The organism is Asanoa sp. WMMD1127 (assembly GCF_029626225.1).
GTDB lineage: Bacteria > Actinomycetota > Actinomycetes > Mycobacteriales > Micromonosporaceae > Asanoa.
Genome location: NZ_JARUBP010000001.1, coordinates 6660510 through 6682623 on the forward strand (window position 1 = coordinate 6660510; position 22114 = coordinate 6682623).

The 22114-nt window shown below is 72.8% G+C and carries 24 protein-coding genes and 1 pseudogene; 10 read left to right on the forward strand and 15 right to left on the reverse strand.

The window, feature by feature from the left end; translation table 11 throughout:
* Window positions 1–12: 12 nt before the first annotated feature.
* Entirely contained in the window at window positions 13–1986 is a 1974-nt protein-coding gene (locus O7635_RS31840) for a hypothetical protein (protein WP_278084191.1), read from the reverse strand.
* Between the two features lie 137 nt (window positions 1987–2123).
* Here O7635_RS31840 and O7635_RS31845 point away from each other — a divergent pair, with 137 nt between their 5' ends.
* The gene (locus O7635_RS31845) at window positions 2124–3254 is read left to right on the forward strand and encodes a sialidase family protein (RefSeq protein WP_278084192.1); all 1131 of its coding nucleotides are present in this window, start codon (window positions 2124–2126) and stop codon (window positions 3252–3254) included.
* Window positions 3255–3307: 53 nt separating this feature from the next.
* On the opposite strand, the gene O7635_RS31850 is transcribed toward O7635_RS31845, so the two are convergent.
* Window positions 3308–3979, reverse strand: coding sequence for a response regulator transcription factor (locus O7635_RS31850; RefSeq protein ID WP_278084193.1), 672 nt, complete (start codon window positions 3977–3979; stop codon window positions 3308–3310).
* 28 nt (window positions 3980–4007) lie between these two features.
* On the reverse strand, window positions 4008–5156 hold the full coding sequence (locus O7635_RS31855) for a histidine kinase (RefSeq protein WP_278084194.1): 1149 nt from the start codon (window positions 5154–5156) through the stop codon (window positions 4008–4010).
* A 132-nt stretch (window positions 5157–5288) separates the two neighbouring features.
* Between O7635_RS31855 and O7635_RS31860 the strand changes: the two genes are divergently transcribed.
* A complete protein-coding gene (locus tag O7635_RS31860; RefSeq protein WP_278084195.1) occupies window positions 5289–6695 on the forward strand; it encodes an alpha/beta hydrolase in 1407 nt (468 codons plus the stop codon).
* An 11-nt stretch (window positions 6696–6706) separates the two neighbouring features.
* Here the strand turns inward: O7635_RS31860 and O7635_RS31865 are convergent, their stop codons facing one another.
* Window positions 6707–7339, reverse strand: coding sequence for an alpha/beta hydrolase (locus O7635_RS31865; RefSeq protein WP_278084196.1), 633 nt, complete (start codon window positions 7337–7339; stop codon window positions 6707–6709).
* A gap of 1193 nt (window positions 7340–8532) precedes the next feature.
* Between O7635_RS31865 and O7635_RS31870 the strand changes: the two genes are divergently transcribed.
* Both O7635_RS31870 and O7635_RS31875 read left to right on the forward strand, forming a co-directional pair.
* On the forward strand, window positions 8533–9174 hold the full coding sequence (locus O7635_RS31870) for a hypothetical protein (protein WP_278084197.1): 642 nt from the start codon (window positions 8533–8535) through the stop codon (window positions 9172–9174).
* Between the two features lie 11 nt (window positions 9175–9185).
* Complete coding sequence (locus O7635_RS31875) at window positions 9186–10157, forward strand: serine/threonine-protein kinase (protein WP_278084198.1); 972 nt, start codon at window positions 9186–9188, stop codon at window positions 10155–10157.
* 3 nt (window positions 10158–10160) lie between these two features.
* Here O7635_RS31875 and O7635_RS31880 read toward each other — a convergent pair whose 3' ends face one another.
* Window positions 10161–11000: a patatin-like phospholipase family protein gene (locus O7635_RS31880; RefSeq protein WP_278084199.1), complete on the reverse strand. Its 840-nt coding sequence runs from the start codon at window positions 10998–11000 to the stop codon at window positions 10161–10163.
* 147 nt (window positions 11001–11147) lie between these two features.
* Here O7635_RS31880 and O7635_RS31885 point away from each other — a divergent pair, with 147 nt between their 5' ends.
* Window positions 11148–12272: an epoxide hydrolase N-terminal domain-containing protein gene (locus tag O7635_RS31885; protein ID WP_278084200.1), complete on the forward strand. Its 1125-nt coding sequence runs from the start codon at window positions 11148–11150 to the stop codon at window positions 12270–12272.
* Here the strand turns inward: O7635_RS31885 and O7635_RS31890 are convergent.
* Window positions 12269–13519: a cupin domain-containing protein gene (locus tag O7635_RS31890; RefSeq protein WP_278084201.1), complete on the reverse strand. Its 1251-nt coding sequence runs from the start codon at window positions 13517–13519 to the stop codon at window positions 12269–12271. The genes O7635_RS31885 and O7635_RS31890 overlap by 4 nt on opposite strands.
* Entirely contained in the window at window positions 13512–13829 is a 318-nt protein-coding gene (locus O7635_RS31895; RefSeq protein WP_278084202.1) for a hypothetical protein, read from the reverse strand. The genes O7635_RS31890 and O7635_RS31895 overlap by 8 nt, the downstream gene beginning before the upstream one ends.
* 140 nt (window positions 13830–13969) lie before the next feature.
* On the opposite strand from O7635_RS31895, the gene O7635_RS31900 reads away from it, so the two are divergent.
* Window positions 13970–14719, forward strand: coding sequence for a DUF72 domain-containing protein (locus O7635_RS31900; RefSeq protein WP_278084203.1), 750 nt, complete (start codon window positions 13970–13972; stop codon window positions 14717–14719).
* Window positions 14716–15522: a 5'/3'-nucleotidase SurE gene (locus O7635_RS31905; RefSeq protein ID WP_278084204.1), complete on the forward strand. Its 807-nt coding sequence runs from the start codon at window positions 14716–14718 to the stop codon at window positions 15520–15522. The genes O7635_RS31900 and O7635_RS31905 overlap by 4 nt, the downstream gene beginning before the upstream one ends.
* Here O7635_RS31905 and O7635_RS31910 read toward each other — a convergent pair.
* The 3 genes from O7635_RS31910 to O7635_RS31920 form a co-directional block, all read right to left on the reverse strand.
* A complete protein-coding gene (locus tag O7635_RS31910; RefSeq protein WP_278084205.1) occupies window positions 15515–15970 on the reverse strand; it encodes a hypothetical protein in 456 nt (151 codons plus the stop codon). The genes O7635_RS31905 and O7635_RS31910 overlap by 8 nt on opposite strands.
* 10 nt (window positions 15971–15980) lie before the next feature.
* Window positions 15981–16613, reverse strand: coding sequence for a DinB family protein (locus O7635_RS31915; RefSeq protein WP_278084206.1), 633 nt, complete (start codon window positions 16611–16613; stop codon window positions 15981–15983).
* Window positions 16614–16693: 80 nt separating this feature from the next.
* The gene (locus tag O7635_RS31920) at window positions 16694–17611 is read right to left on the reverse strand and encodes an AEC family transporter (RefSeq protein ID WP_278084207.1); all 918 of its coding nucleotides are present in this window, start codon (window positions 17609–17611) and stop codon (window positions 16694–16696) included.
* Window positions 17612–17648: 37 nt separating this feature from the next.
* Here O7635_RS31920 and O7635_RS31925 point away from each other — a divergent pair, with 37 nt between their 5' ends.
* From O7635_RS31925 to O7635_RS31935, 3 genes are all read left to right on the forward strand, one after another.
* Window positions 17649–18302 (forward strand): uridine kinase, encoded by a 654-nt coding sequence (locus tag O7635_RS31925; protein WP_278084208.1) that lies wholly within the window; start codon window positions 17649–17651, stop codon window positions 18300–18302.
* 87 nt (window positions 18303–18389) lie between these two features.
* A complete protein-coding gene (locus O7635_RS31930) occupies window positions 18390–18767 on the forward strand; it encodes a TraR/DksA C4-type zinc finger protein (protein ID WP_278084209.1) in 378 nt (125 codons plus the stop codon).
* A gap of 9 nt (window positions 18768–18776) precedes the next feature.
* The gene (locus O7635_RS31935) at window positions 18777–19661 is read left to right on the forward strand and encodes a DUF72 domain-containing protein (RefSeq protein WP_278084210.1); all 885 of its coding nucleotides are present in this window, start codon (window positions 18777–18779) and stop codon (window positions 19659–19661) included.
* Here the strand turns inward: O7635_RS31935 and O7635_RS31940 are convergent.
* From O7635_RS31940 to O7635_RS31960, 5 genes and pseudogenes are all read right to left on the reverse strand, one after another.
* The gene (locus O7635_RS31940) at window positions 19658–20146 is read right to left on the reverse strand and encodes a GNAT family N-acetyltransferase (RefSeq protein ID WP_278084211.1); all 489 of its coding nucleotides are present in this window, start codon (window positions 20144–20146) and stop codon (window positions 19658–19660) included. The genes O7635_RS31935 and O7635_RS31940 overlap by 4 nt on opposite strands.
* Before the next feature lie 175 nt (window positions 20147–20321).
* Window positions 20322–20594, reverse strand: a pseudogene (locus O7635_RS31945) (winged helix-turn-helix domain-containing protein); the annotation flags it as partial.
* Between the two features lie 98 nt (window positions 20595–20692).
* Window positions 20693–21142 (reverse strand): rhodanese-like domain-containing protein, encoded by a 450-nt coding sequence (locus O7635_RS31950; protein WP_347405315.1) that lies wholly within the window; start codon window positions 21140–21142, stop codon window positions 20693–20695.
* Window positions 21139–21591, reverse strand: a complete 453-nt coding sequence (locus tag O7635_RS31955; protein ID WP_278084212.1) for a cysteine dioxygenase family protein — start codon at window positions 21589–21591, stop codon at window positions 21139–21141. The genes O7635_RS31950 and O7635_RS31955 overlap by 4 nt, the downstream gene beginning before the upstream one ends.
* Window positions 21592–21655: 64 nt before the next feature.
* The gene (locus O7635_RS31960; RefSeq protein WP_278084213.1) at window positions 21656–21871 is read right to left on the reverse strand and encodes a winged helix-turn-helix domain-containing protein; all 216 of its coding nucleotides are present in this window, start codon (window positions 21869–21871) and stop codon (window positions 21656–21658) included.
* Window positions 21872–22114: the final 243 nt, after the last annotated feature.

The window sequence follows — 22114 nt, forward strand, 5'->3', positions numbered from 1 at the left end:
GGGCCGCGCGCGTCAGCGCACCCAGTACGCGTAGAGGTCGGTGTCGACCAGCGTGAACCGCAGCTTGACCGGCTGACCGGCCAGGTCGGCCAGCGACCGGCCACCCGTCCACCGCACCTGGGTGTCGAGGTGGTCGCCCTTGACCGGCAGGGACGTGAGGAGCGGCTGGCCGGCCGCGTCGAGCACCTCGACCGTCAGCGAGCCCTTCGGGCGCACGTCCGCGTTGACGCGCAGGGCCTTGCCGTCGGTGACCAGTGGCTTGGTCGTGAGAGTGCCCGGATCGCCGACCCCGGGCAGTGAGGCGTTGGTCATCGAGACGAAACCGTCGCGGCGCCAGGTCGCCATGCCGACCCCGCTGGTGTACGTCGGCGCGCCCTCCGTGGTCGGCTGCCCGCCGTGGCCGGCGTTGAACGCGCCGTAGTACATCGTGACGGACCTGTCGTCGACGAGCACATTGGACGCCGTGTAGAGCGCGCCGTCGTCCCACGCTCCGGGCCGCCCCGGCTCGATGATCGGATCGCGCACCGGCCGGCTCCAGTCGACCAGGTCGCGCGAGGCGGCGATCTGCGGCAGCACCGGCCCGTCACCGGCCGACGCCTGGGAGCCGTGCGTGAAGTTGGTGATGAGCAACATCCACGGCACACCGACGTACGTGCTCTCGTAGGGCAGCACCGGCATGCCGTAGACCTGGCCCTCGAGGCCGTTGCGCGCCTGGGCCGCGCCGTCGTCGGCGTAGTCGCCGCTGACGCCGAGCACCGGCGTGCTCCAGTTGAGGAAGTCGGTGCTGGTCGAGACGAACGCCGAACGGTCGTACACACCCGGCGTACGCGAGGTGAACATGCGCTTCTTGATCGTGGCGATGTAGCGGCCGGTGCGGGCGTCCCAGGTGACGTTGGAGACGTCGCCGTCGAGGAGCGCCGGCTTGTCGCTCGCCTGTGTCCAGTGGTAGCCGTCCGGCGAGAAGTAGACGTAGTAGCCCAGCGTCTCGTTGACCACGCCGGTGTGGAACTGCATCAGCGCGAAGCGGCGGTCGGCCGGCGCTGTCGGGTTGTAGGCGACCGTGCCGCCGCCGGCGATGACCAGGTTGGTCCGCGACGCCGGGATGTCCTTGTAGCCCAAATTGCCGCGGCCCAGCGGCTTCGTCCACCGCACGCCGTCCCTGCTCTCGGCGTAGCAGAGGTAGTAGCCGGGGGCGACGTCGTTGTTGCAGTCGTACCACATGCGGTAGACGTTGCCGATCTTGAAGACCGAGCCGTAGATGTAGGCGTTCTGCTCCCACGGATAGGTCGCCCGGATCAGCGGCTCGGGCGCCTTGCGGGCCGGATGCACCACGCGGCCCACGTCCTGGCTCGACTCGACGCGGTAGTCGTCGAGGAACAGCTCACGCTCCGCGCCGAGCTTCGGGTCGTACGCGACCGGCGCGCGGTTGAGGCTGATCTGGTCCCAGTAGGACCAGCCCGCGTAGCTGCCGGCGATGCGGATCGTCACCTGGGCCGTGCCGGCCGGCGCGGTGCCGTTGACGGTGACGGTCTGCCATTCGCCGCTGAACGCGGTGTCCGCCGCGCTCACGCCGACCTCGGTGCGGTTGAAGTCGGCGAAGGCCATCGAGAGCACGGCGGGCTTGCCGGCGCGGCCCTTCACCCGGGCGGTCAGGGTGTATGCGACCCCCGGCGCGGCGACGATCCGGTCGCTGGAGACGGTGACCGGGTCGCCCTCGGGCACGTTGAGCTCCAACGAGCCCGGCCCGGCGGTGCGGTAGGCGGACAGGTTGACGACGTTGGCGGCCGCCTCGTTGCCCTCGACGCTCCAGCTGATGGGATGGCCGGCGCGGTCGCCGACGTCGAAGCCGCCGTTGGCGACCAGGTTGCCGTCCTGCGGCGCGCCGGTGTCCGCGGGTGTCTGCCCGCTCGCCGCCGTCGGCACCACGAGCGACGCCAGCGCCACCAGCGGCACCAGCACGCGCCTCCCCACTCTTCTCTCGACCATGCGGCCAGTCCATCTGGAACGTCGTTCCATGTCAATGTCAAAGATTCATTGACATGGAATGACGTTCCGAATAGCTTCGGGCCGACCGCCGAACCCCCGCCGAATGCCTGATGGGAGTGGATTTCGTGCGTCGTCTTATGCGTCGCCTACTGGTGATCGCGTCCGCCGCGACTCTTGCCGCCACCTCGACCACCGCCGCCGCCGCGGCCGCGTCGCCGTCCGGAACGCCGACCGACCCGGTCATCGTCGCGCCGGCCGAGAGCGGCAAACGCGCCTTCTTCGGCGACATGATCAAGCTCAAGGACGGGCGCCTCCTGGTCGCCTACCGGGAGTCCGTCGCACACATCAACCAGGACGGCCGCATCATGGTCGTGCAGAGCCTGGACCAGGGCCACACCTGGAGCACGCCGCGGGTCGCCATCGACACCCCGATCGACGACCGCGACCCGAAGCTCATGCAGATGAGCGACGGCACGGTGCTGATGAACTTCTTCCGCACCGACTGGGCCGGCTATCCCGGCCGGACGGTGACGCTGGTGGGCACGTTCGTCACGCGATCGACCGACCAGGGCGGCTCGTGGAGCACGCCCATCGAGGTCGGCACCGCGATGGAGGGACCGTCCGATGTGGTCGTCGGCGCTTACTACGCCGGCCACGCCGCCACCCACGGCCCGATCCTCCAACTGCGCAACGGCGACCTGCTGGTGCCGCTCTACGGCCGGCTGCCCGAGGGCGGCACCGGTCCGGCGACGGTGGTCCGCTCGACCGACGGCGGCCGCACCTGGCCGCGCGAGAACGAGTCCGTGATCGGCCGGGCCGCGACGTTCGACTTCCAGGAGCCCAACCTGAGCCTGCTCAAGGACGGCTCGCTGCTCTCGGTCATCCGGACGTCGATCAACATCGCGTACGTGTCACGGTCGTACGACGACGGTCACACCTGGACGACGCCGGAGTCGACGGGCCTGCCCGCGTCGTCACACCACCAGCTGGTGCTGCACAACGGCGACATCCTGTTCACCTACGGCGACCTGTCCGGCACCTTCGGGCCCGGTCGGCCGACGGTCGGCCGGCTGCTCAAGCACCCGGAGCGCGACATCGAGGCGAAGCGCGACATCCTCATATATGACGCGGCGATCAACGGCCCGGCCACCACGGACCAGGCCAACCCGTCGAGCGTCGAGCTGCGCCCGAACCGCTACTTCACCATCACCAGCGACCCGCACCTGGCCGCGATCGTCGGCGTCTACACCGAGCGTCACGACTACTGAGCTCGTGGCCCCGTCGCGGTCGCGCGGCGGGGCCTAGAGCAGTGCGGCGGGGCCTAGAGCAGTTCGGCGTCGTGGACGAGCAGCGCGACCTGGACGCGGTTGTTCAGGTCCAGCTTGGTGAGCAGGCGCGAGACATGGCCCTTGACCGTCGGCACGCTCATCCGCAGCTCGGCGGCGATCTCGGCGTTGGACCAGCCGCGGCCCAGGGCGACCGCCACCTCGCGTTCCCGGTCGGTGAGCGCCGCGGCCAACCGGGCGCGGGCCGTGGCGCGGCGCGGGCCGGCGGCCGGGTCGGCGACGTGGTCGATCAGCTGGCGGATCACCGCGGGCGACAGGGTGGCCGAGCCGGCCGCGACCGTCCGGACGGCCGCGATGATCTCCAGTGGCGGGGTGTCCTTGAGGAGGAAGCCGCTCGCTCCGGCCCGCAGGGCGTCCAGGACGTACTCGTCGTGGTGGAAAGTAGTCAGCACGATCACGTGCGGCGGTGCCGGGCGCGACCGCAGCCGTCGCGTCGCCACCAGACCATCCACTTTGGGCATCCGGATGTCCATCAGGACGACGTCGGGCCAGTGGGCGTCGGCCAGCGCGTCGACCTCCGTGCCGTCCTTGGCCTCGGCGACGACCACGATGTCCGGCGAACCGCCCATCAGGATCCGCAACCCGGCCAGGACCAGCGGGTCGTCGTCGACGATCGCGAGCCGGATGGGCCGGTCGGCGCCGGTCAACGCGTGGTCCCGGTGCGCCGGCCGATCGTCAAGCCGGCCATGGGAGCCGCGCCTCGAGCCGGAAGCCGTCCGTGGCCGGGCCGTGCTCCACCCGGCCCCCGACCAGCGCCACCCGCTCGGCGATGCCGACCAGGCCCATGCCCGCGCCGGGGACGGTGGCGGGCGCGACGCCGAGCGGGTTGGTGATCCGCACCAGCAGGTCACCGCCCGGCGCGCCGTCGAGCACCACGCGGACCGCGGCGCCGGGGGCGTGCTTCCCGGCGTTGGTGAGTCCCTCCTGGACAACCCGGTAGGCCGTGCGGCCCAGCACCACCGACGGCCCGGGCTCGGGGACCCGGCAGGTGTAGGTCACGGCCATCCCGGTCGCCCGGGCCCCGTCGACCAGGTCCGGCACGTCGGCGAAACCGGGCTGAGGTGGCTCCGGCCGGCCGGCGGCGCCTTCGCGGAGGACGCCGATGACCGTACGCAGCTCCTGCAGCGCGTCGTGCACGCTGCCGCGGATGGCGCCGGCGGCGATCGCGATCTCCTCCGGCCGGGCGTCGGTGCGCACCTCCAGCGCGCCGGCGTGCAGGCTCACCAGCGACATCCGGTGGGCGAGCACGTCGTGCATCTCCCGGGCGATGCGGGCCCGCTCGGTCAGCCGGGCCTGCTCGACCCGCAGGTGCTGCTCGGCCGTCATCCGCGCGGCCCGCTCCCGGAGCGCGCCCACGAACAGGCCCCAACCGATCGCGGCCGCCGCGGGGCCGGCCCGGGCGACGATGTCCATCCACAGTGGAAAGCTAGGCGAACCGTGGAGGAGGTGGTAGGCCGGACCGGCCGCGACGTACCCCGCGCAGAGCAACAACGGCACGCGGGCCCGGCGGCGGACCGCGACCGTGAACAGCGCGACGAGCGCGGCACCCGTCGCCAGCACCGACACCGCCGTGACGGGGATCAGCGCCGCGGCCAACGCGACCGGCCGGCGCCGCCGGGCCAGCAGGGCGAGCGCGCAGCCGGCACCGATCGCGGCGTCCACCGGCCAGGGCACGAGCGCGCCGGGCCGGGTGGCGTCGCCGATCGCCAGCATCAGTCCGCCATAGGCACAGGCGCCGCCGACGGCGATGGCGTCGGCGAGCCGGTCGCGGGTCGGCGCGCCGGGCGGCTCCGGCACGAGCAGCGCGAACAGCAGACCCGACACGCACCGAGCGTACGGGTCGGCGCGCGCGGCCGGCAGGGTCCTTGGTCCGGGGTGGACCCCTACCAAAGTCGTGGGCGCGAGCGGATCCATCGCCCGATGTGCGGCCGCGGCGGCGTACCCATGCTCGGTCCCATGACTCGACGTTGGATGGCCGTGCTCGCGCCGGTCGCATGGGGGCTCGGCGCCGGACTCTGGACGCCGCGGGGGCCGCTGACCGCCGCCGAGGCGCTGTGGTCGCTCGTGATCAGCGCGCTGGTCGGCGGCCTCGCCGGCTGGGCGGCCCGGTCACGGTGGGCGATGGCGTACGCGCCGGCCCTGTTCGTCGCCGCGTTCGAGATCGTGCGGATCCCGGTCGCCGGACCGTCGGTGGACGGCCCGCACGCGAGCCCGTTCGGCCTGGTGGCGCTGCTGAGCGGCCGCGGCGTGCACGGTGTGCTGGCGGTGCTGCCGATGGTGGTCGGTGCGGCGTACGGCGCGGCCGTCGGCCGGCCGGCGACCAGCTGGTGGCGACGGATCGGGACGGGGGCCGTCGCCGCCGCGCTGGTGGTCGTCGCCGTGGCCGTGGCGCTGCCGGCCCGGACCCCGCCGATCCCGGGCGGCGTCGCCGCGCTGGTCGGCGTCGACGCCGGCGGCTACCGCCTCGGCGTGCTGCTGCGCGGCCGGGACGTCGCCCGCCCGGTGCTGCTCGTCGTGCCGGGCGCGCCGGGCGGCATGGAGATCGGCTCGATGCGCCGCCTGCTGGCACCGCTCGAACAGCACTTCGTGGTCGCGACCCTGGACCGGCGTGGCGGCGGCGGTTCGTCGGCGGCGCTGGACGCCGACCCGCCGGTCAGCCTGGCGAGTGGCGTGGCGGACATTCTGGCGGTGGCCAACTACCTGCGGAACCGGTTCGGCCAGGACCGGATCTACCTGGTGGCGGCCTCGGGCGGCTCGCTGCTCGGCGCGCTGGCGGCGGCCCGCCATCCGGAGCTGTTCCGGGCGTACGTCGGCGTCGGCCAGGCCGTCCACCTCCCGACGACGGACCGGATCCTCTACTCCGATGTGCTGGCCTGGGCCCGACGCACGGGCGACGCGGCAGTCGAACGGCAGCTCGTCGCCCAGGGCCCGCCCCCGTACCCGGACTTCTGGTCCTACGAACCGATCATGACGCATCAGGCATCGGCGTACGCGTACGACCGCACCAGAAACGCCGAAGGCGAAGCCGGCGCGGTAGGGAATGTCAACGTCCCGGAGTACACGCTGCTGGAGAAACTGCACACCCTGAACGCGCTGATGGACTCGTGGCAGGCCCAGTACCCGGACATGCAGCAGGTCGACCTGCGCACCGAGGTGCCGCGCCTGACGGTCCCGGCGTACTTCGTGCAGGGCGCCCACGAGATGCGCGGGCTGGCGGAACCGTTCGCGGAATGGCAGACACTCCTCGACGCACCCCGCAAGCGAACGTTCGTCTTCGACACGTCAGGCCACCGCCCGATGTTCGAACAACCGACCCGCTTCATCGAAACCATGACGCAAATCGCCGCCGAAACCGGCGCTTGACCGCGGACTGCTCAGAGCGGCGTGGCCGGCAGCCCGGTCGCGAACCGTGCGACCGCTTCGCAGAACGGCTCGAGGTAGGGCGGGAACTCCGGGCGGGGCGGCTCCGGGCAGCCGGGAAGCTCCACCGCGTGGGGCAGGATCCGGAGCAACGCGTCGACGGTGCGGCGCTGGTGGGTGGGATTGTCCGGCACCGCCGGCAGCAGTGCGACCGGCATCCTGATCGTGGCTAGCTCGTGGTTGGTCACCCCGCGCAGCGTGGCGCCGCCCAGCAGCGCGTCGACGACCTGCGGCGCCGCCCCGAGGTCGGCCAGGCCAGCCCTGATGCGCGTGTCGACGCCGGGGTCGCCGGCGGTAGCCGGCCAGGCGAGCACCAACCGCTCGACCACACCGGGATGATCCAGCGCCAGTCGCACGGCGGGCGAGCACCCATTGGATCCGGCGACGACGGTCACCGGTCGCGCATCGGGCAGCACCGCGGCTAGGTGGTCGGCCTCGGCGGACCAGGAAACCGCCCGGACCAGCCGATCCGGCGCGCACACCGCCACACCTCGGCGCTGCAGGCGGGCCACGATCCCGGTCGCACGCCAGAACTCATCGGCGCCGATGTCGTCCCAAAGCCCCCCGTGAATCAGCAACATCGCCATCGCCCAAAGCCTACGCCGGACGGGGTTGCTAAACGCGTTAGCGTCCAGTGTGGCCTGAGGTATCTGTCAGGCCCCCCTTATCGAGTCCCGCGATTGATCTCTTCGGAGATTGGCACAGATGATTCTCCGCGCGGGCCAACAATGTCGCTGGAGGGTTGGATAATAGGAGCATGCGGCAGCTACAGCTATTCACCAAAAGCGAAGTGGCTGCCATGCGCGACCCCACGAGATCCCGCAACTATTCTCCCGAGGGTCACCAATTCCGTCAGCAACATGCGCGCCACCGGGTGTGGGGTCTGGCTCAGCGGCACGCCCAGAAAGAGCGCCGCCTCCGCGATCGTGCGGCGATGCCGTTGCCGGAGAAGTCGACTCTGCAGCGCGCCTGTGCGGTTGACGTCGCCGCGAAGGAACCGCCGGCCCCGTCCGAGTCGTGCGCCACGCCTGCACAGAACAGCCGCGCGGCGGCCCGAACTCACCCGGAGGAAAATCCATCAGCGTCGGATCGTCGCGACCGGACAGAAAAGTCCCGGGCAGATTCGCCGCAGGCTTTCCGGATGAGCGTCGGCTGCTGTGAACGCAATTCATTGGGGCTGGCCGCCGTCTCCGTTACAAGCCGCGCTGCCGCGCCTTCACGTCCGCCCGATGGCGGGATTTTGTGCCGGCTTCGGGCGGAGCAATGGCACGCAGAACGACGACGACTCCGAACCGCCGCACTCCCACTGGGCAAGCGCCCACCTGGCGCCGCAAGCGGCACCAACGCGAGCGGGGCGTCGGCAGCACAAGGTGAAGAACGACGAACTCGGCACGAGCCTGGCCGGAAGATCACGCCCATCCCAACAGCGGAGCCGACCTCGTCTCGCGACACGCGCGTGGGCGTGCTCCTGAATACCCACCACCTCACCGCGTCGACCACACAAGGCCCTCTTGGCGTGTTGCATGCCGGTGGTCGGCCCGACCGGCCGGCGGACACCGCGACGGCGGGCACGTGGCGCATCCAAGAATCCGCCACAGGCCCCGAACGACCGCAGCCACGTGGCCCCCCACCACCCTGGCCGCCTACACGACTGCCGGCAGATCGTGGACCGCGGTCTAACGCGCGTCAGGCCGACGACCGAACCACCCGACCGAGAAGCCACCCACGCGACCGCAGGCGACGGGCGGCGAACCGCGGGCAACCCGGCGGCGATGTCCTCGTGCCGGTCACCCTGGGCGGTGCCGCCGCGATCGGGCGGCAAGGTGGCGCCGTGGTGGACGGGTACTGCGAGCGCTCGGGGCCCGGCCTCTGGGGTGAGCCGCTCAACGCCCTGTCCAATGTGGCCTTTCTCCTCGCCTCCGCCATCCTGGTCGGGCTGCTCGTGCGTCGGCCGACGGCGCCGCCGCGCATAGCGTGGGTGTTGGCCGGGCTGCTCGGCGTGGTCGGCCTGTGCAGCCTGGCGTTCCACACCTTCGCCACCTCGGCCACCGGCGCCCTTGACACGCTGTCGATCCTCGTCTACCTGCTCGTCGTCGTCGGGTTGTTGCTGCGGTTCGGATTCGGGGTGCGCGCCGGGCGCGCCTGGGTCGCGGCGCCCGCGTTCCTCGTCCTCGCCGTCGGGGTCGACGTTGCTAGCGGCGGTGGGAGCCAGCCTCGGCGGTCACCTGGCGGCGCTGCTCGGGCTCGCCGCCTTCGCCGTCGGGCTGCGTTCGCGGCTGCTTGGCCTCGCGACGGGCGTGTTCGCCGCCTCGCTCGCCCTGCGTCCCCCGTCGTGCTCGCCCTGGTCGCTGTGCGTGTGCGGCGTGACGCGGAGCGCGTCCGCACGGGTGAAGGTGGGTTTCCCGTTTCGCCGGCTGGGTAGCCCTAGCTGCGATGGAAGGCACCCAGCGGCTCGACGGCCGCTACCGGCTGGAGCGGCGCATCGCGGTCGGCGGCGCGTCCGAGGTGTGGCGTGGGCACGACGAGACGCTCGGTCGGCCCGTCGCCGTCAAGGTGATCGTGTGCGCCGACGACGAGTCGGAGGTGTCGACCGACGAGCTCGTGTTGGCCGAGGCCCGGTCGGTGGCCGCGCTGGCCCATCCGAACATCGCCGAGGTGTTCGACATCGGCGTCTGGCGTACGCCCGAGGGCACCGCCCTGCGCTACATCGTCATGGAGTTCGCCGAGGGTGCCACGCTCGCCCAGCACCTGCGGGCCGGGCCACTCGACTGGCGGATCGCCGTGCGTGTCTGCGCCGAGGTGAGCGCCGCGCTGGCCGCCGCGCACCTGGCCGGGCTCGTCCACCGCGACGTCAAACCGGGCAACGTCATCCTCACGCCGTACGGTGCCAAGGTCCTCGATTTCGGCATCTCCATCATGGTCGGCAGCCACGACCGGCTCAGCGACGGCACGATCGTGGGCACGCCGGCGTTCATGCCGCCCGAACGCTTCCGCGGCCTGCCCGCCGCACCGGCCACCGACATGTACGCCCTCGGCGTGCTCCTCTACCTCTGCCTCGCCGGCCGGCTCCCGTTCCCGCCGCAGCTCCTGCCCGGCCGCCGGATCGCGCCGCCCGTGGTCGGGCCGGCCCGGCTGCCGGCGATACCCGACCTGCCCGTCGAGGTCGCCGAGGTGTGCCTGTCCTGTCTCGACCCAGACCCCGACCAGCGGCCCAGCAGCTTCGCCGCCGCGCTCCTACTGGCCGAGGCCGTCGACGCCCGGGTGCAGCTCCCGCCGCTCGCGCCGCCGCCACCGGTCGACGACTCGGCGCAGCGGCTCTCGCCGTGGACCCAGGAGGCGGCGGAGGCCAACACGGAGGTCGCCGACGAGAGCGAGCACGACGTCGTGGGCCGCCACCGCGCCTGAGGCTCAGCGTTGCCAGACGGCGGCGACCTCGTCGGCCATCCGGCGGCCCTGGGTCGTCGCCGCCTGGATCGCCGGCTCCCAGCGCGCCGGGTCGAGCACGTTGGGGCCGATGGTCTCCAGCACCGCGGCGTCCGGGGCCACGAGGGCGACCGCGGAGCGGGACCGCAGGGCCTCGATCTCCTCGGCCGGCGCGCCGCGCATCCGGATCGGCGCCAGCGGTGCCAGCACCACCACCCGCGCGGCGCCGGTGGCCAGGTCGGCGTTGGTGCCCGACCGGACGCCGCCGTCCATGTAGGGCTGGCCGTCGATCGTCACGGTCGGAAAGACGCAGGGCACCGCGCAGCTCGCCGCGACCGCGAGGTCCAGGGGCACACCGGAGCCCGCGTCCCAGACGACCGGCTCGCCGGAGGCCGCCGACACCGCGGTGATCAGCAGGCGCCGCTCCGGCGGCCACCCGGCCAGCGGCAGCCGGCGGCGCAACGACTCCACGTAGGGCTGCTCGGCCACGACCGCGGCCGCCCGCGCGAGCGCGCCCACGCGGGCCCGCACCTCGGCGGGATCGCGGCTGGAGTCGGAGAGCAGCGCGAACACCTCACTGCCGCGGGCCCAGTCGGGCCGGATCGGCGGGTCGTCGGCACCGAACCGCGCCTCGATCTTGGCAGCGTCGACGGGATCCATCCCGGACGCGATCAGCGATCCGGTGACCGACCCGGCCGAGGTGCCGACGATCAGGCCGGCGTCGGTGAGATCGACGCCCGCCTCCTTGAGTCCGATGAGGAGCCCGAGCTGCCAGGCGATCCCGGTAATACCACCGGCACCGAGTACGAGAGCGGTTTCGACCACGGCACCATCCGTATCACGTCTCCGTGAACGGCGCGGCACGGTCACACGGGGCACACGGCGCGTGACGGCGGCGGTATCGTGCCCTTGCACGTCCGGCTCCACGGTTTTCGCGCCCAAGCTGACGGTCCCTCACCAAGGAGCAGCGCGATGAGCGAAGACATCCGGCCGTTCCGCATCGAGATCTCCGACGACGAGCTCCACCACCTGCACGCGCGACTCGCCGATGCCCGCTGGCCCGACCGCACGCCGGGCGAGGGTTGGAGTCGCGGGGTGCCCGCCGAGCACCTGCGGGCGCTGGCCGATCACTGGCGCACCGGCTTCGACTGGCGGGCGCAGGAGGCCCGCCTCAACCGCTACCCGCAGTTCACCACCGAGATCGACGGCCAGCGCATCCACTTCCTGCACGTCCGGTCGCCGCACCTCGACGCCAAGCCGCTGCTGATCACGCACGGCTACCCCAGCTCGGTCGCCGAATTCCTGCTGATGATCGACCCGCTCGTCGACCCGGCCGACGGTCAGGCGTTCCACCTCGTCGTGCCGTCGCTGCCCGGCTACGCGTTCTCGACGCCGCTGTCCGACGCCGGGTGGGCGATGGGCCGCACCGCCAACGCCTGGGCCGAGCTGATGCGCCGGCTCGGCTACGAGCGCTACGGGCTGCACGGCGGCGACGTCGGCGGCGGCGTCTCCGGCATGGTCGCCACCCACGACGAGGCGCACGTGATCGGCGTCCACGTGGTGACCGACCCGCTGACCGCAGCCGCCGTCGCGACGTTCATGCCGGGCCTGGCCGACCACCTCGACCCCGACGACCCGGTCGACAAGCTGATCCGGCAACGGATGGACGCGTTCACCAACGACGGCTCCGGCTACCTCGCGATCCAGAACACCCGGCCGCAGACGATCGGCTACGGGCTGGTCGACTCGCCGCTGCTCCAGCTCGCCTGGATCGCCGAGAAGGTCCACGAGTGGACCGACCTGCCCGTCGACGACGACCTGCTGCTGACCAACGTGTCGATCTGGTGGTTCACCCGGTCCGGCATCAGCGCCGCGCACACGCTGTGGGAGCAGGCCCACTCGATGGACTGGGGCGCTCCGGCGTCGGTCCCGCAGGGTCTCGCGATCTTCGGGGCCGACGAGACCATGGGCAAGCTCATGCCCGTGCCGGAGGGCAGCCACCGTTCGGAGTTCGCGCGCGGCGGCCACTTCCCCGCACTCGAGGCCCCGCGCGAGCTGGTCGCCGACCTCCGGGCCTTCTTCGGGCCGCTGACTTAGGCAGCGGGCACCGCGACGGCCTCGCGGAGCAGGCGGCGGGCCAGCACCAGGCGCGACGCGTCGTCGTCCAGCCCCGGCAGGTCGCCGACGCGGGTGACGTCGCCGTCGAGGAACGTGCGCAACGCGTCCGCGCAGCCCGCCGGGAAGGTCACCGCGCGGTCGAAGAGGCGCAACCGGATCTGGTCGGCGCCGTCCGGCTCCAGGCGCCAGCGCAGCAACGGACGCGGCATGATGCGGTCGTCGGCGGTCAGCGTGCGGATCGCCGCGGCCTGGGCCAGCGGGCGCAGCGGGGCCGGGCGGGCGGCCGGCCACGCGCGGCGGCGCAGCCGTTCCGCCACCGCGGCCGGGGACGCCGTGTCCAACCAGGACCGCAGCGCCTCGATGGTCTCGGTCAGCTCCGGCTCGATCTGGTCGGGGTCGCTGACGTCCAGGGCGTACGGCAGGGTGGCCCGCAGGCGCTGGTCCTCGGCGGCCTCGGCCAGCAGCGCCTCGACGAGGGCGTACCGCGTGAGGGCCTTGATCCCGATGGTCAGGTGCAGTGAGGAGTCGTCCTGGGCGGCGGCGCTGTGCAGCCAGCCGCGCGGCAGGTAGAGCGCGTCGCCCGGGGTGAGCACCACGTCCAGCGCGGGCTCGCCGGCGGCGGTGGCGGTGACCTCGTCGGCCCGGCCGCCCCAGGTCTGCCGCTCCAGCGGGTCCGGGAGGACGGGCGGGTGGATCCGCCAGCGCTTGCGCCCGTCGACCTGCAGCACGAACACGTCGTGGGTGTCGTAGTGGGTGGAGAAGCCCTGGTTGCCGGGCGGCGTCAGGTAGGCGTTGACCTGCAGCGGCTGGCCGAGGGCGGCGCCGAGCTCGCCGGCGAACGCGATCAGCGGCGGCCAGGTCCGGTGCAGGCCCTGGAGGACCAGGGTCGCGCCGTCGGCGTACTGCTGGAGGATCTTCTCGTCGAGCACCTGGTCGTCGATCTCGGCGCCGGTGCCGCCGCCACCGGTGTAGCGGCCCGGGGCCACCAGCTTGCCGTCCTTGGCGAGGCGGATGAACGGGGTGCGCAGACCCCGCCGGCTCAACAGCTCGTCCGCGTCGGCCGGCGAGAGCAGGTCGAGGAAGCCGCCCGGGCCGTCGAGCTCGTCGGCCAGCGAGAGCAGCGGCGCCCGGCCCCAGTACGCGGTCGCGAACTTGGCCGGGTCGACGCTCACACAACGGGTGAGCGCCGGGCGGCGCGGGCCGCCCGGCGTGGTCCCGTCAAGCACCGCCGTCTGCGCCACCGTCGTGGCCGGCCGGGTTGGTCCCGCCGTCCGCGGGGCCCTCGCCGGCGCTGCCGTCGGCACCGCCGTCGTGACCCTGCGGGTTGGTGCCACCGTCGGCGACACCCTCGCCACCGGCGCCGCCGTCAGCGCCGCCGTCCTGGCCGCCGGCGTTGGTCCCGCCGTCCGCGGGGCCCTCGCCCGCGCCGCCGTCGGCGCCGCCGTCGTGACCGCCGGGGTTCGTGCCGCCGTCCGCCGGGCCTTCTCCGCCGCCACCAGAACCGGTCGTGGTCATGTCGTCGTCGTCGAGTGTCATCGAGTAGCCCCCTCGCGCTTTGCGCGCCCCGGCTCGAGGGGCGCTCCAGCAGGCCCTGTACCCGCCGAACGATCACCTGTAACCCAGAATGACCCGGACCGGCGGGCCTGCGGGGCCGAATCCGGGGTAAGTCTGGATCCGTGATTCTCGTCGGCACCTCCGGCTGGCAGTACAAGGACTGGCGCGGCCGCTTCTACCCCGAGAAGCTGCCTCAGAAGGCCTGGCTGGAGCACTATGCGGAGCGGTTCGCCACCGTGGAGATCAACAACGCGTTCTACCGGCTGCCGGATCGGGCGACCTTCGTGCAGTGGCGCGAGCGCACTCCGGACGACTTCTGCGTGGGGGTCAAGATGAGCCGCTACCTCACCCACATCAAGCGCCTCAAGGATCCCGCCGAGCCCGTGCAGCGCTTCCTGGACCACGCCGACGGGCTCGGCGACCGGCTCGGCCCCGTGCTGGTGCAGCTGCCACCCACCCTCAAGGCCGACGCCGGCGCCCTCGACGAAGTGCTCGCCCGCTTCCCCGACCACGTGCGGGTCGCGGTCGAGCCACGCCACGACAGCTGGTGGACCGACGAGACAAGAGCGGTGCTGGAGAAGCGGCGCGCCGCGCTGTCGTGGGCCGACCGCAAGGGTCGCCCGACCACGCCGTTGTGGCGCACCGCCGACTGGGGTTACCTGCGGTTCCACGAAGGACGGGCGACACCCTGGCCGCGGTACGGGCGCACGTCGCTGCGCACCTGGGCGGGCCGGCTCAAGGATGCCTTCGGGGTCGGCGGCGACGCCTACGTCTACTTCAACAACGACCCGGGCGGAGCTGCCGTGGTCGACGCGGAGGCGTTCGCGCGCCAGGCGTCGGCACTCGGTCTCCGGCCCACGCGTACGCCATGAGCCCGCGGGTCCTGGTCACCAACGACGACGGCATCGACGCCGTCGGCATCCGCGTGCTCGCGGCGGCCCTCGCGGCGCGCGGGCTGGACACCGTGGTCGCCGCGCCCCGCGTCGACTCCAGCGGCACGAGCGCGGCGCTGACCGCCACCGAGGACGACGGCCGGGTGCTGATCGACCGGCGGGACCTCGACGGCCTGACCGCGTACGCGATCGCCGGCTCCCCCGCCTACATCACGCTGCTGGGCCTGCACGGCGCGTTCGGACCGGCGCCGGATCTCGTCGTGTCCGGCATCAACCGGGGCGCGAACGCCGGGCGGGCCGTGCTGCACTCCGGCACGGTGGGAGCGGCGCTGACCGCGTCGGCCGCCGGTTGCCGGGCGATGGCCGTGTCACTGGACATCCTGTCCGCCTCGGCCGCGACCACGGCCAGCGGCGGCGCGGTGATGCGGATGTCGGAGGCCGACGAGGCCGCCCGCAACTGGCGCACGGCCGCCCGGGCCGCGGTCGACCTGGTCGACGGGCTGCTGGCGCTGCCGGCCGGGGTGGTGCTCAACGTCAACGCGCCCGACGTGCCGCCGGACCGGCTCCGCGGCGTGCGCCAGGCCTCGCTGGCCGCGTTCGGCCAGGTGCAGATGACCGTGGTGGAGTCCGGTGAGGGTTTCGTCCGCACCGCGCTCGAGCAGAACGGCGAGCGGCTGGTGCCCGGCACCGACCTCGCGGCGCTGGCCGACGGCTTCGCGTCGGTGACCGCCCTGCGGGCGCTGGGCGAACTGTCCGATGTGGAGATCGCCGGCGTCAGCTAGCGGCGGCCGCGGCCTGGGCGTCCCACATGGCGATGACGACGGCCAGCACGAAGATCTGCACCGCGACCGGCACGCCGGGCAGGTCGACCTCGACGTCGCGGCGCCAGGCGCTGGGCCGGTTGACCGTGCCGACCGGGCCGGCGTCGGTGTAAAGCTCCTGCCGGTTGCCCCAGACCGAGGCCCGGCGGAACTGGTAGGTGCGGCCGGCCGACGTCACGGTCCACCGCTTGCGGCCGATCCGCTCCGCCGTCGCGACCTCGCCGCCCATCTCGTCGAGCAACGTCGAGCGGTTGCCCCAGAAGCTGCCGCGCACCTCGTAGTGGCGGCCGTCGAGAGCGAACGCGCCGCCGTTCTTCCAGAACGAACCGTCGAACGTGGTCACCGGCGCGCCGTCGAGGGCCACGTCGTAGCGGTTGCGCCACGCGCTGGCCGGGTGTGCCGTCAGCATGGCGTCGAGCCTAGCCGCGCAGCGCCAGGGGGCGGCCGTCCCAGCGCCACGACTCCCGGCGCGGGTGGTCCGGCAGGGCGGCGCGGCCGGTCGCCCAGAGCAGCCGCTCCCACGGGTCCGGGTGGTCGGGCAGCCCAGGGAACAGGCGCGCGATGGCCCGGGCGCACAGGTCGGCGGGCGGCGTGAAGTCCAGGCGCAGGGCGGTGGCGACGTCGTTGGTGTGCACGAGGGTCTCCACCACACCCATCGCCGCGAAGCCCTCCGGGTCGCTGGCGCCGTAGACGTGATGCGACAGCCGCTCGGCGGGCGCGGCGGCCACGACACCGGCGAGCATCGCGCCGCAGGCCTCGGTCACCCGCATGAGGCCGAGCGTGCCGGCGGCCCGCTCGACGAAGATGGTTCCGCCGGGGCCGCCGTCGCGCTCGTGCCGCCAGCGGGCCGGCACGTGCGTGTCGGTCGGCGGGTCCGACGGGCCGATCTGCAGCGCGTAGGCGAACAGGTCGTCGGCCGTGTGCTCGACGGTCTCCCAGCAGGTCCAGGTCAGGGTGCCGGCGGGCACGTCCCAGGCGTCGTCGGGCACGTCGCGCAGGGTGGCCCGGAGCAGCGCGACCGCGGTCGTCACGTCGGCAGGGGTAACCGTCACGGCCGGCACCGTAGCAAAGTCTTCCAAGGTCCTCAGCCGTCACGCTGCTGGCGCAGCGCGACGCCTTCCGGTCACGTCGTTCACGTGAGCAGCGCGGCGATCAACACGAGGGCGGGCACGGCCGCGAGGGTGGAGAGCACGATCGCGTCGCGGGCGAGGCCGGTGGCGCGGTCGTAGCGGGTGGCGTACACGAAGAGGTTCTGTGCGCTCGGCAGCGCGGCCAGCACGACCGCCGCGAGCAGGGCGTGGCCGTCGAGGTGGAAGACGAAGTGGCCGATCGCCCACGCCACCGCCGGCTGCACGGCGACCTTCAGCGCGACCGCGAGATAGCGCTGGGCGGCGTCGGGGCCGGGCGCGAACGGGCGGCTGCCGCGCAGCGCCAGGCCGAGCGCGAGCAGCGCCAACGGGACGGCCGCGCCGCCGACGAGCTCGAACGGGCGCAGCGCCTCCGGCGGCAGCCGCCAGCCGGCCGCGGCCACCACGAGGCCGCAGAGGCAGGCGACGCTGATCGGGTTGCGCAACGGGGCGGACAGCAGCCGCAGCGGCGCCGGTCGGTTGCCGGCCGCCGTCACGTCGAGCACGGCCAGGCCGGTCGGCGTCGCGATCAGGAGCTGGAAGAGCAGCACCGGTACGACCAGGGAGGCGTCGCCGAGCACGTACGCCGCGATGGGCAGGCCGAGGTTGCCGGCGTTGACGTAGGACGCGCAGAGGGCGCCGATGGTGACGTCCGCGGCCGGCCGGCGACGCAGCGTGACCGCCACGTAGAGGGCGGCGACCACCAGCGTGCTGAGCACGAACACCGCGAGCGCGGGCGTGAACACCTTGTCGAGGCTCGACGTGGCCAGCGTCGCGAACAGCAGCGCCGGCGCCGCCAGGTAGAAGACCAACCGGGCGAGCAGCGTGGTCGCGTCGGGCCCGAGGACGCCGAACCGGCCCGCCAGGTAGCCGGCCAGCGTCACCAGCCAGATCCCGGCGAACCCGGTGAGCACCGCCCGCATGCCGGACATCCTGCCGGTGCCGGGGCATCATGGGCGGGTGCGTGTGCGGCCGATCACTCCGGAACTGTTCGTCGAGGACCTCGCGGAGCGAATCGTCCGGGAGTCGCCGGAGACCCGGCTGCGGGTGGCGCTGGACGGGCCGCCCCCGGCCGACGGGGCCACCGGCCCGCTGGCCGGTCCCGACCTTCTCGCCGCCGCGCTGGTCGAGGAGCTGCGGTTGCGCGGGCGCCCGGCGCACGTCGTGCCCGCCGGCGGTTTCCTGCGCGCCGCGTCGCTGCGCTTCGAGCAGGGCCGGACCAACCCGGACGCGTTCTACACCGACTGGCTCGACGAGGCGGGGCTGCGCCGAGAGGTGCTCGATCCCGCCGGCCCGGACGGCAGTGGGCGCATCCTGCCGTCGCTCTGGGACCCGGCCACCGACCGCGCCAGCCGGGCCGCGTACCGGACGCTGGAGTCGACCGCCGCCGTGCTGGTCACCGGCGGTTTCCTGCTGGGCGGCGGGTTGGCCTTCGACCTCACCGTGCACCTCGCGGTGTCGCCGGCCGCGCTGGCCCGGCGGACCCCGGCGGAGTGGGCGTGGACACTGCCGGCCTGGGAGCGGTACGCCGACGAGGTCGACCCGGCCGGCTGGGCCGACGTGGTGGTGCGGACCGACGATCCGCGGCATCCGGCCCTCGTGCGGCGCGAGTGAACAGGAATGAAGTGAGGTGACCGGTTTGGTGACTGGGACGCTTGGGTAATCGCCCGCACCTCCGAACGTCCTGGAAAGGCGGCCGCCATGCTCCTCGAGGAACCGACCCGGACCGACCAGATCCGGCTCACCTTGCAGGCCCGCTACGACGAGCTGACCGCTGAATACGAGGCGGAGCGCGACCGCGGCCACCTGCTGCGGCTGGTGGAGGCGAGTGACACCGCCGGCGACGACCAGGCCGACAGCGGCACCAAGGCCGCCGAGCGCGACGCGTTCCGCTCGGTGCTGGGCGTCATCCTCGACCGCCGGGCCCAGTACGAGCACGCGCTGTCCCGCCTCGCCGCCGGCAGCTACGGCCACTGCGAGGGCTGCTCGGCCCCGATCCCGGTCGAGCGCCTCGAGATCTTCCCGGCCGCGACAAGCTGCGTCGCCTGCAAGCAGACGCGGGAGCGGAGAGCCGCCTAAGGTTTGCGTGTGGGCGACATCAAGGTCGGCACCGCGTCGTGGACCGACAAGACGCTGCTCGAGTCGGGGTGGTACCCGCCGGGTGAGGACACGCCGGAGAAGCGGCTGGCCTACTACGCCAGCCGCTTTCCGCTGGTCGAGGTCGACTCGACCTACTACGGGCCGCCGTCGGAGCAGACCGCGGCGTTGTGGGCGGCCCGCACGCCGCCGGGGTTCACGTTCAACATCAAGGCCTACAGCCTGCTGACCGGGCACCCGACCCGGGTCAGCTCGATCTACAAGGACCTGCGGCCCGAGACCGACAAGACCAACGTCTACCCCAAGGACCTCCCGGACCAGACCTACGAGGAGATCTGGACGCGGTTCCTCTCGGCCCTCGACCCGCTGGTGTCCGCCGGCAAACTGGGTGCGCTGCTGTTCCAGTTCCCGCCGTGGTTCGGCATCCGGCGGTCCAACAAGAGCTTCCTGCTCGAGGTGCGCGACCGGGTCAAGCCGCTGCGGCCGGTGTTCGAGTTCCGCAACGCGTCGTGGTTCGAGGGCGACAACCGGGTGGAGACGCTCGAGTTCCTGCGGCAGCACCACCTGCCGTACGTCGTGGTCGACATGCCCCAGGGCCACCGCTCGTCGATCCCGCCGATCCTGGAGGCCACCGCGGAGCTGTCGGTGGTGCGCTTCCACGGGCACAGTCTCAAGTGGACGAGCAAGAACATCTACGAGAAGTTCGGGTACGAGTACTCGCAGCGGGAGCTGGCCCAGTGGGCGCCGAAGCTGCGCAAGCTGTCGGACTCGGCGGACGAGACGCACGTACTCATGAACAACTGCTACTCCGACTACGCGCAGCGCAACGCGCAGGGCCTGCTGGACCTGTTCGGCGCGGACTCCGACGACGACTAGCTTCGGCGGACCATGCGGATCTCGCGTACGCCCTGGTCGATCTGGGTCGTGCCGTCGGGTTCGAAGCCGTGCCTGCGATAGAACGCCTGGGCGCGCGGGTTGGGGTCGGCCACCCACAACGCGGCTGACTGGTCGGGGGCCACGACCGCGTGCAGCAGGGCGGGGCCCGCGCCGGTGCCGTGGTGGGCGGCGAGCACGTAGAGCACGTAGAGCTGGCGGGACCAGGCGGGCTCGGCGTCCAGGGGCGGCCCGGACATGGCGACGCCGATCAGCGCGCCGTCGTGCTCGGCGACGGCGGTCACGTTGTCGCGGTAGCGGTCGTCGGTCAGCGCCGCGGTCCAGAACCGCTCGCGGGCGGGCACGAAACCCGGGTCGTCGAGGACCGCGTCCGGCATGAGCCCGCGGTAGGTCTCCTGCCAGCAGCGGACGATGACGCGCGCCAGCTGCGGCACGTCGTCGACGCGCGCGGGACGAACGGTGACCACCGTCGGATGCTAGGGGGTGTCTCGTGGATCAGGGTGGTGCCCCGGCGAGGTCCAGGCGGCGTCCGGGCGTGCGCGGAGGTGGGTCGGATACCGGTGTTGTATCCGGCCCGGCTCCGCGTGCGGTCGGACGTCGTCTGGGCCCGGCGGGGTGCCGGCATGATCCACGAGACACCCCCTAGTCCTCCAGGAGCGTGATGGCGGCCTCGTCGGCGAGGCGGTAGCCGACGCCGTAGACCGTGCGGATCACGGGCGCGTCGAGCTTGCCCCGCAACCGTCTGATGTGGACGTCCACGGTGCGCGGGCCGGCGATCGCGTAACCCCAGACGGTGCGGAGCAGGTGGTCGCGGGTGAAGACGCGGCGCGGGTGGCGGGCGAGGAAGAGCAGGAGGTCGAACTCGAGGCGGGTCAGCGGGACCTCGCGGCCGGCGCGGAGCACCTGGCGGGCGGCCACGTCGATCAGGACGTCGGTCGTCGTCCCTGTTGTCGGGAACGCGAGGAGGGTGGTGTGGGCGGGCTGGGCGGTGTGCCTTGGCTGGGCGGTGATCGTCACGGGTCCTCCCGGGGTGCGGGGTGTGCGCCGACGAGCTGGGACTCCAACCGGGCCGGTCCGGCCGGCTGGAGGACGGGCAGGCCGGCCGCGCGCCAGGCGACGAAACCGCCGGCGAGGTCGGTCGCCCGGTGCAGGCCGAGGTCCTGCAGCGAGGCGGCGGCCAGCGAGGACGAGTAGCCCTGCTGGCAGAAGAGGATGTAGTGCGTGTCGTAGGAGTCGGCGATCGGCAGCCGGGCCTCGCACCGCGGGTCGAGCCGCCACTCGAGGACGTTGCGGTCGATGATCAGCGCGCCCGGGATGGTGCCGGTGGCCTCGCGCTGGCCGACGGGCCGGGTGTCGACGAGCACGCTGCCGCTGGTGCGGGCCGCCACATGCGCGGCCTCGGGCTCGAGCCGGTTCAGGCGTACGCGTGCCGCTTCCAGGATCTCGTCGATCGAGCGAGTCACCAGGCCACCCCCGCGCGGGCCACGTCGGCGACCCGGAGGACGCCGTCGGTCAGGTCATATCGGGTCATGCTACGCAGTTCCGGCGCGTAGCAGTGGACGCTGATCGCCGGGTCGGGGCCGTGGTTGCTGACGCGGTGGACGTAACGCGGGCCGAACCGGCGACCGTCGCCGGGGTGCAGCGGGCGTGCCCGCAGCGCGCCCGCGCGGGAGACGGTCTCCTCGGTCAGCGTGCCGGAGACGACGGTGAAGCCGCCGCTGGCGCCGCCGTGGTCGTGCAGGTCGGTGTGCTGGCCGGGCAGCCAGGTGAGCAGCCAGACCTCGTGCTCGGGCGTGGCGGCGATCCGGTGGTACCACCGCTCGACCGGGTCGAACCGCGGTGCGACCGGCCAGCCGGCCGGGTCGCCGGCGAACCGCCGAGCGACGCTGAGCAGGTCATCAGGGAGGAACATGGGTCCGAGCATAGCCCACTATTCCTACTGAGTTAGTAGGTTGTCCCGCGTGTTGGGAACCGGCTCAGGACCGGACGTACCGCCCCTTCCCCGGCACGCCCCGGATCAGGCCGCGGTCCTCGAGCGTCGTGGTGACGCGGTGGATGGTCGAGACGCTGACGCCGTAGTCGGCCGCCAGCCGGACGGTCGAGGGCAGCTTCTCGCCTGGCTTGAGCTCACCGCCCTCGATCCGGCGAACGAGGTCGTCGAGCACACGGCGATATTCGGTGGTGGGTTCCACGATGGAGCTCGCTTTCGAGTTGGCCACCGCGAGTCCACCACAGACGTGCTTGTCATGTCACCTTGTTGGAACAAGTTGAGATTGCACATTGACCAGATGCAACCAGTTGGAATAGGTTGGGTCCCGGAACGCGACGGGTCACTTCCGGGTTGGCGCCTTCGGTGACACGCCGCGTCCGAGCGGGGGCCGGCTGGGCAGCGCGGCCCCCGCCTCCTGCCGGCCGGCGATCCCCCATCACCGGCC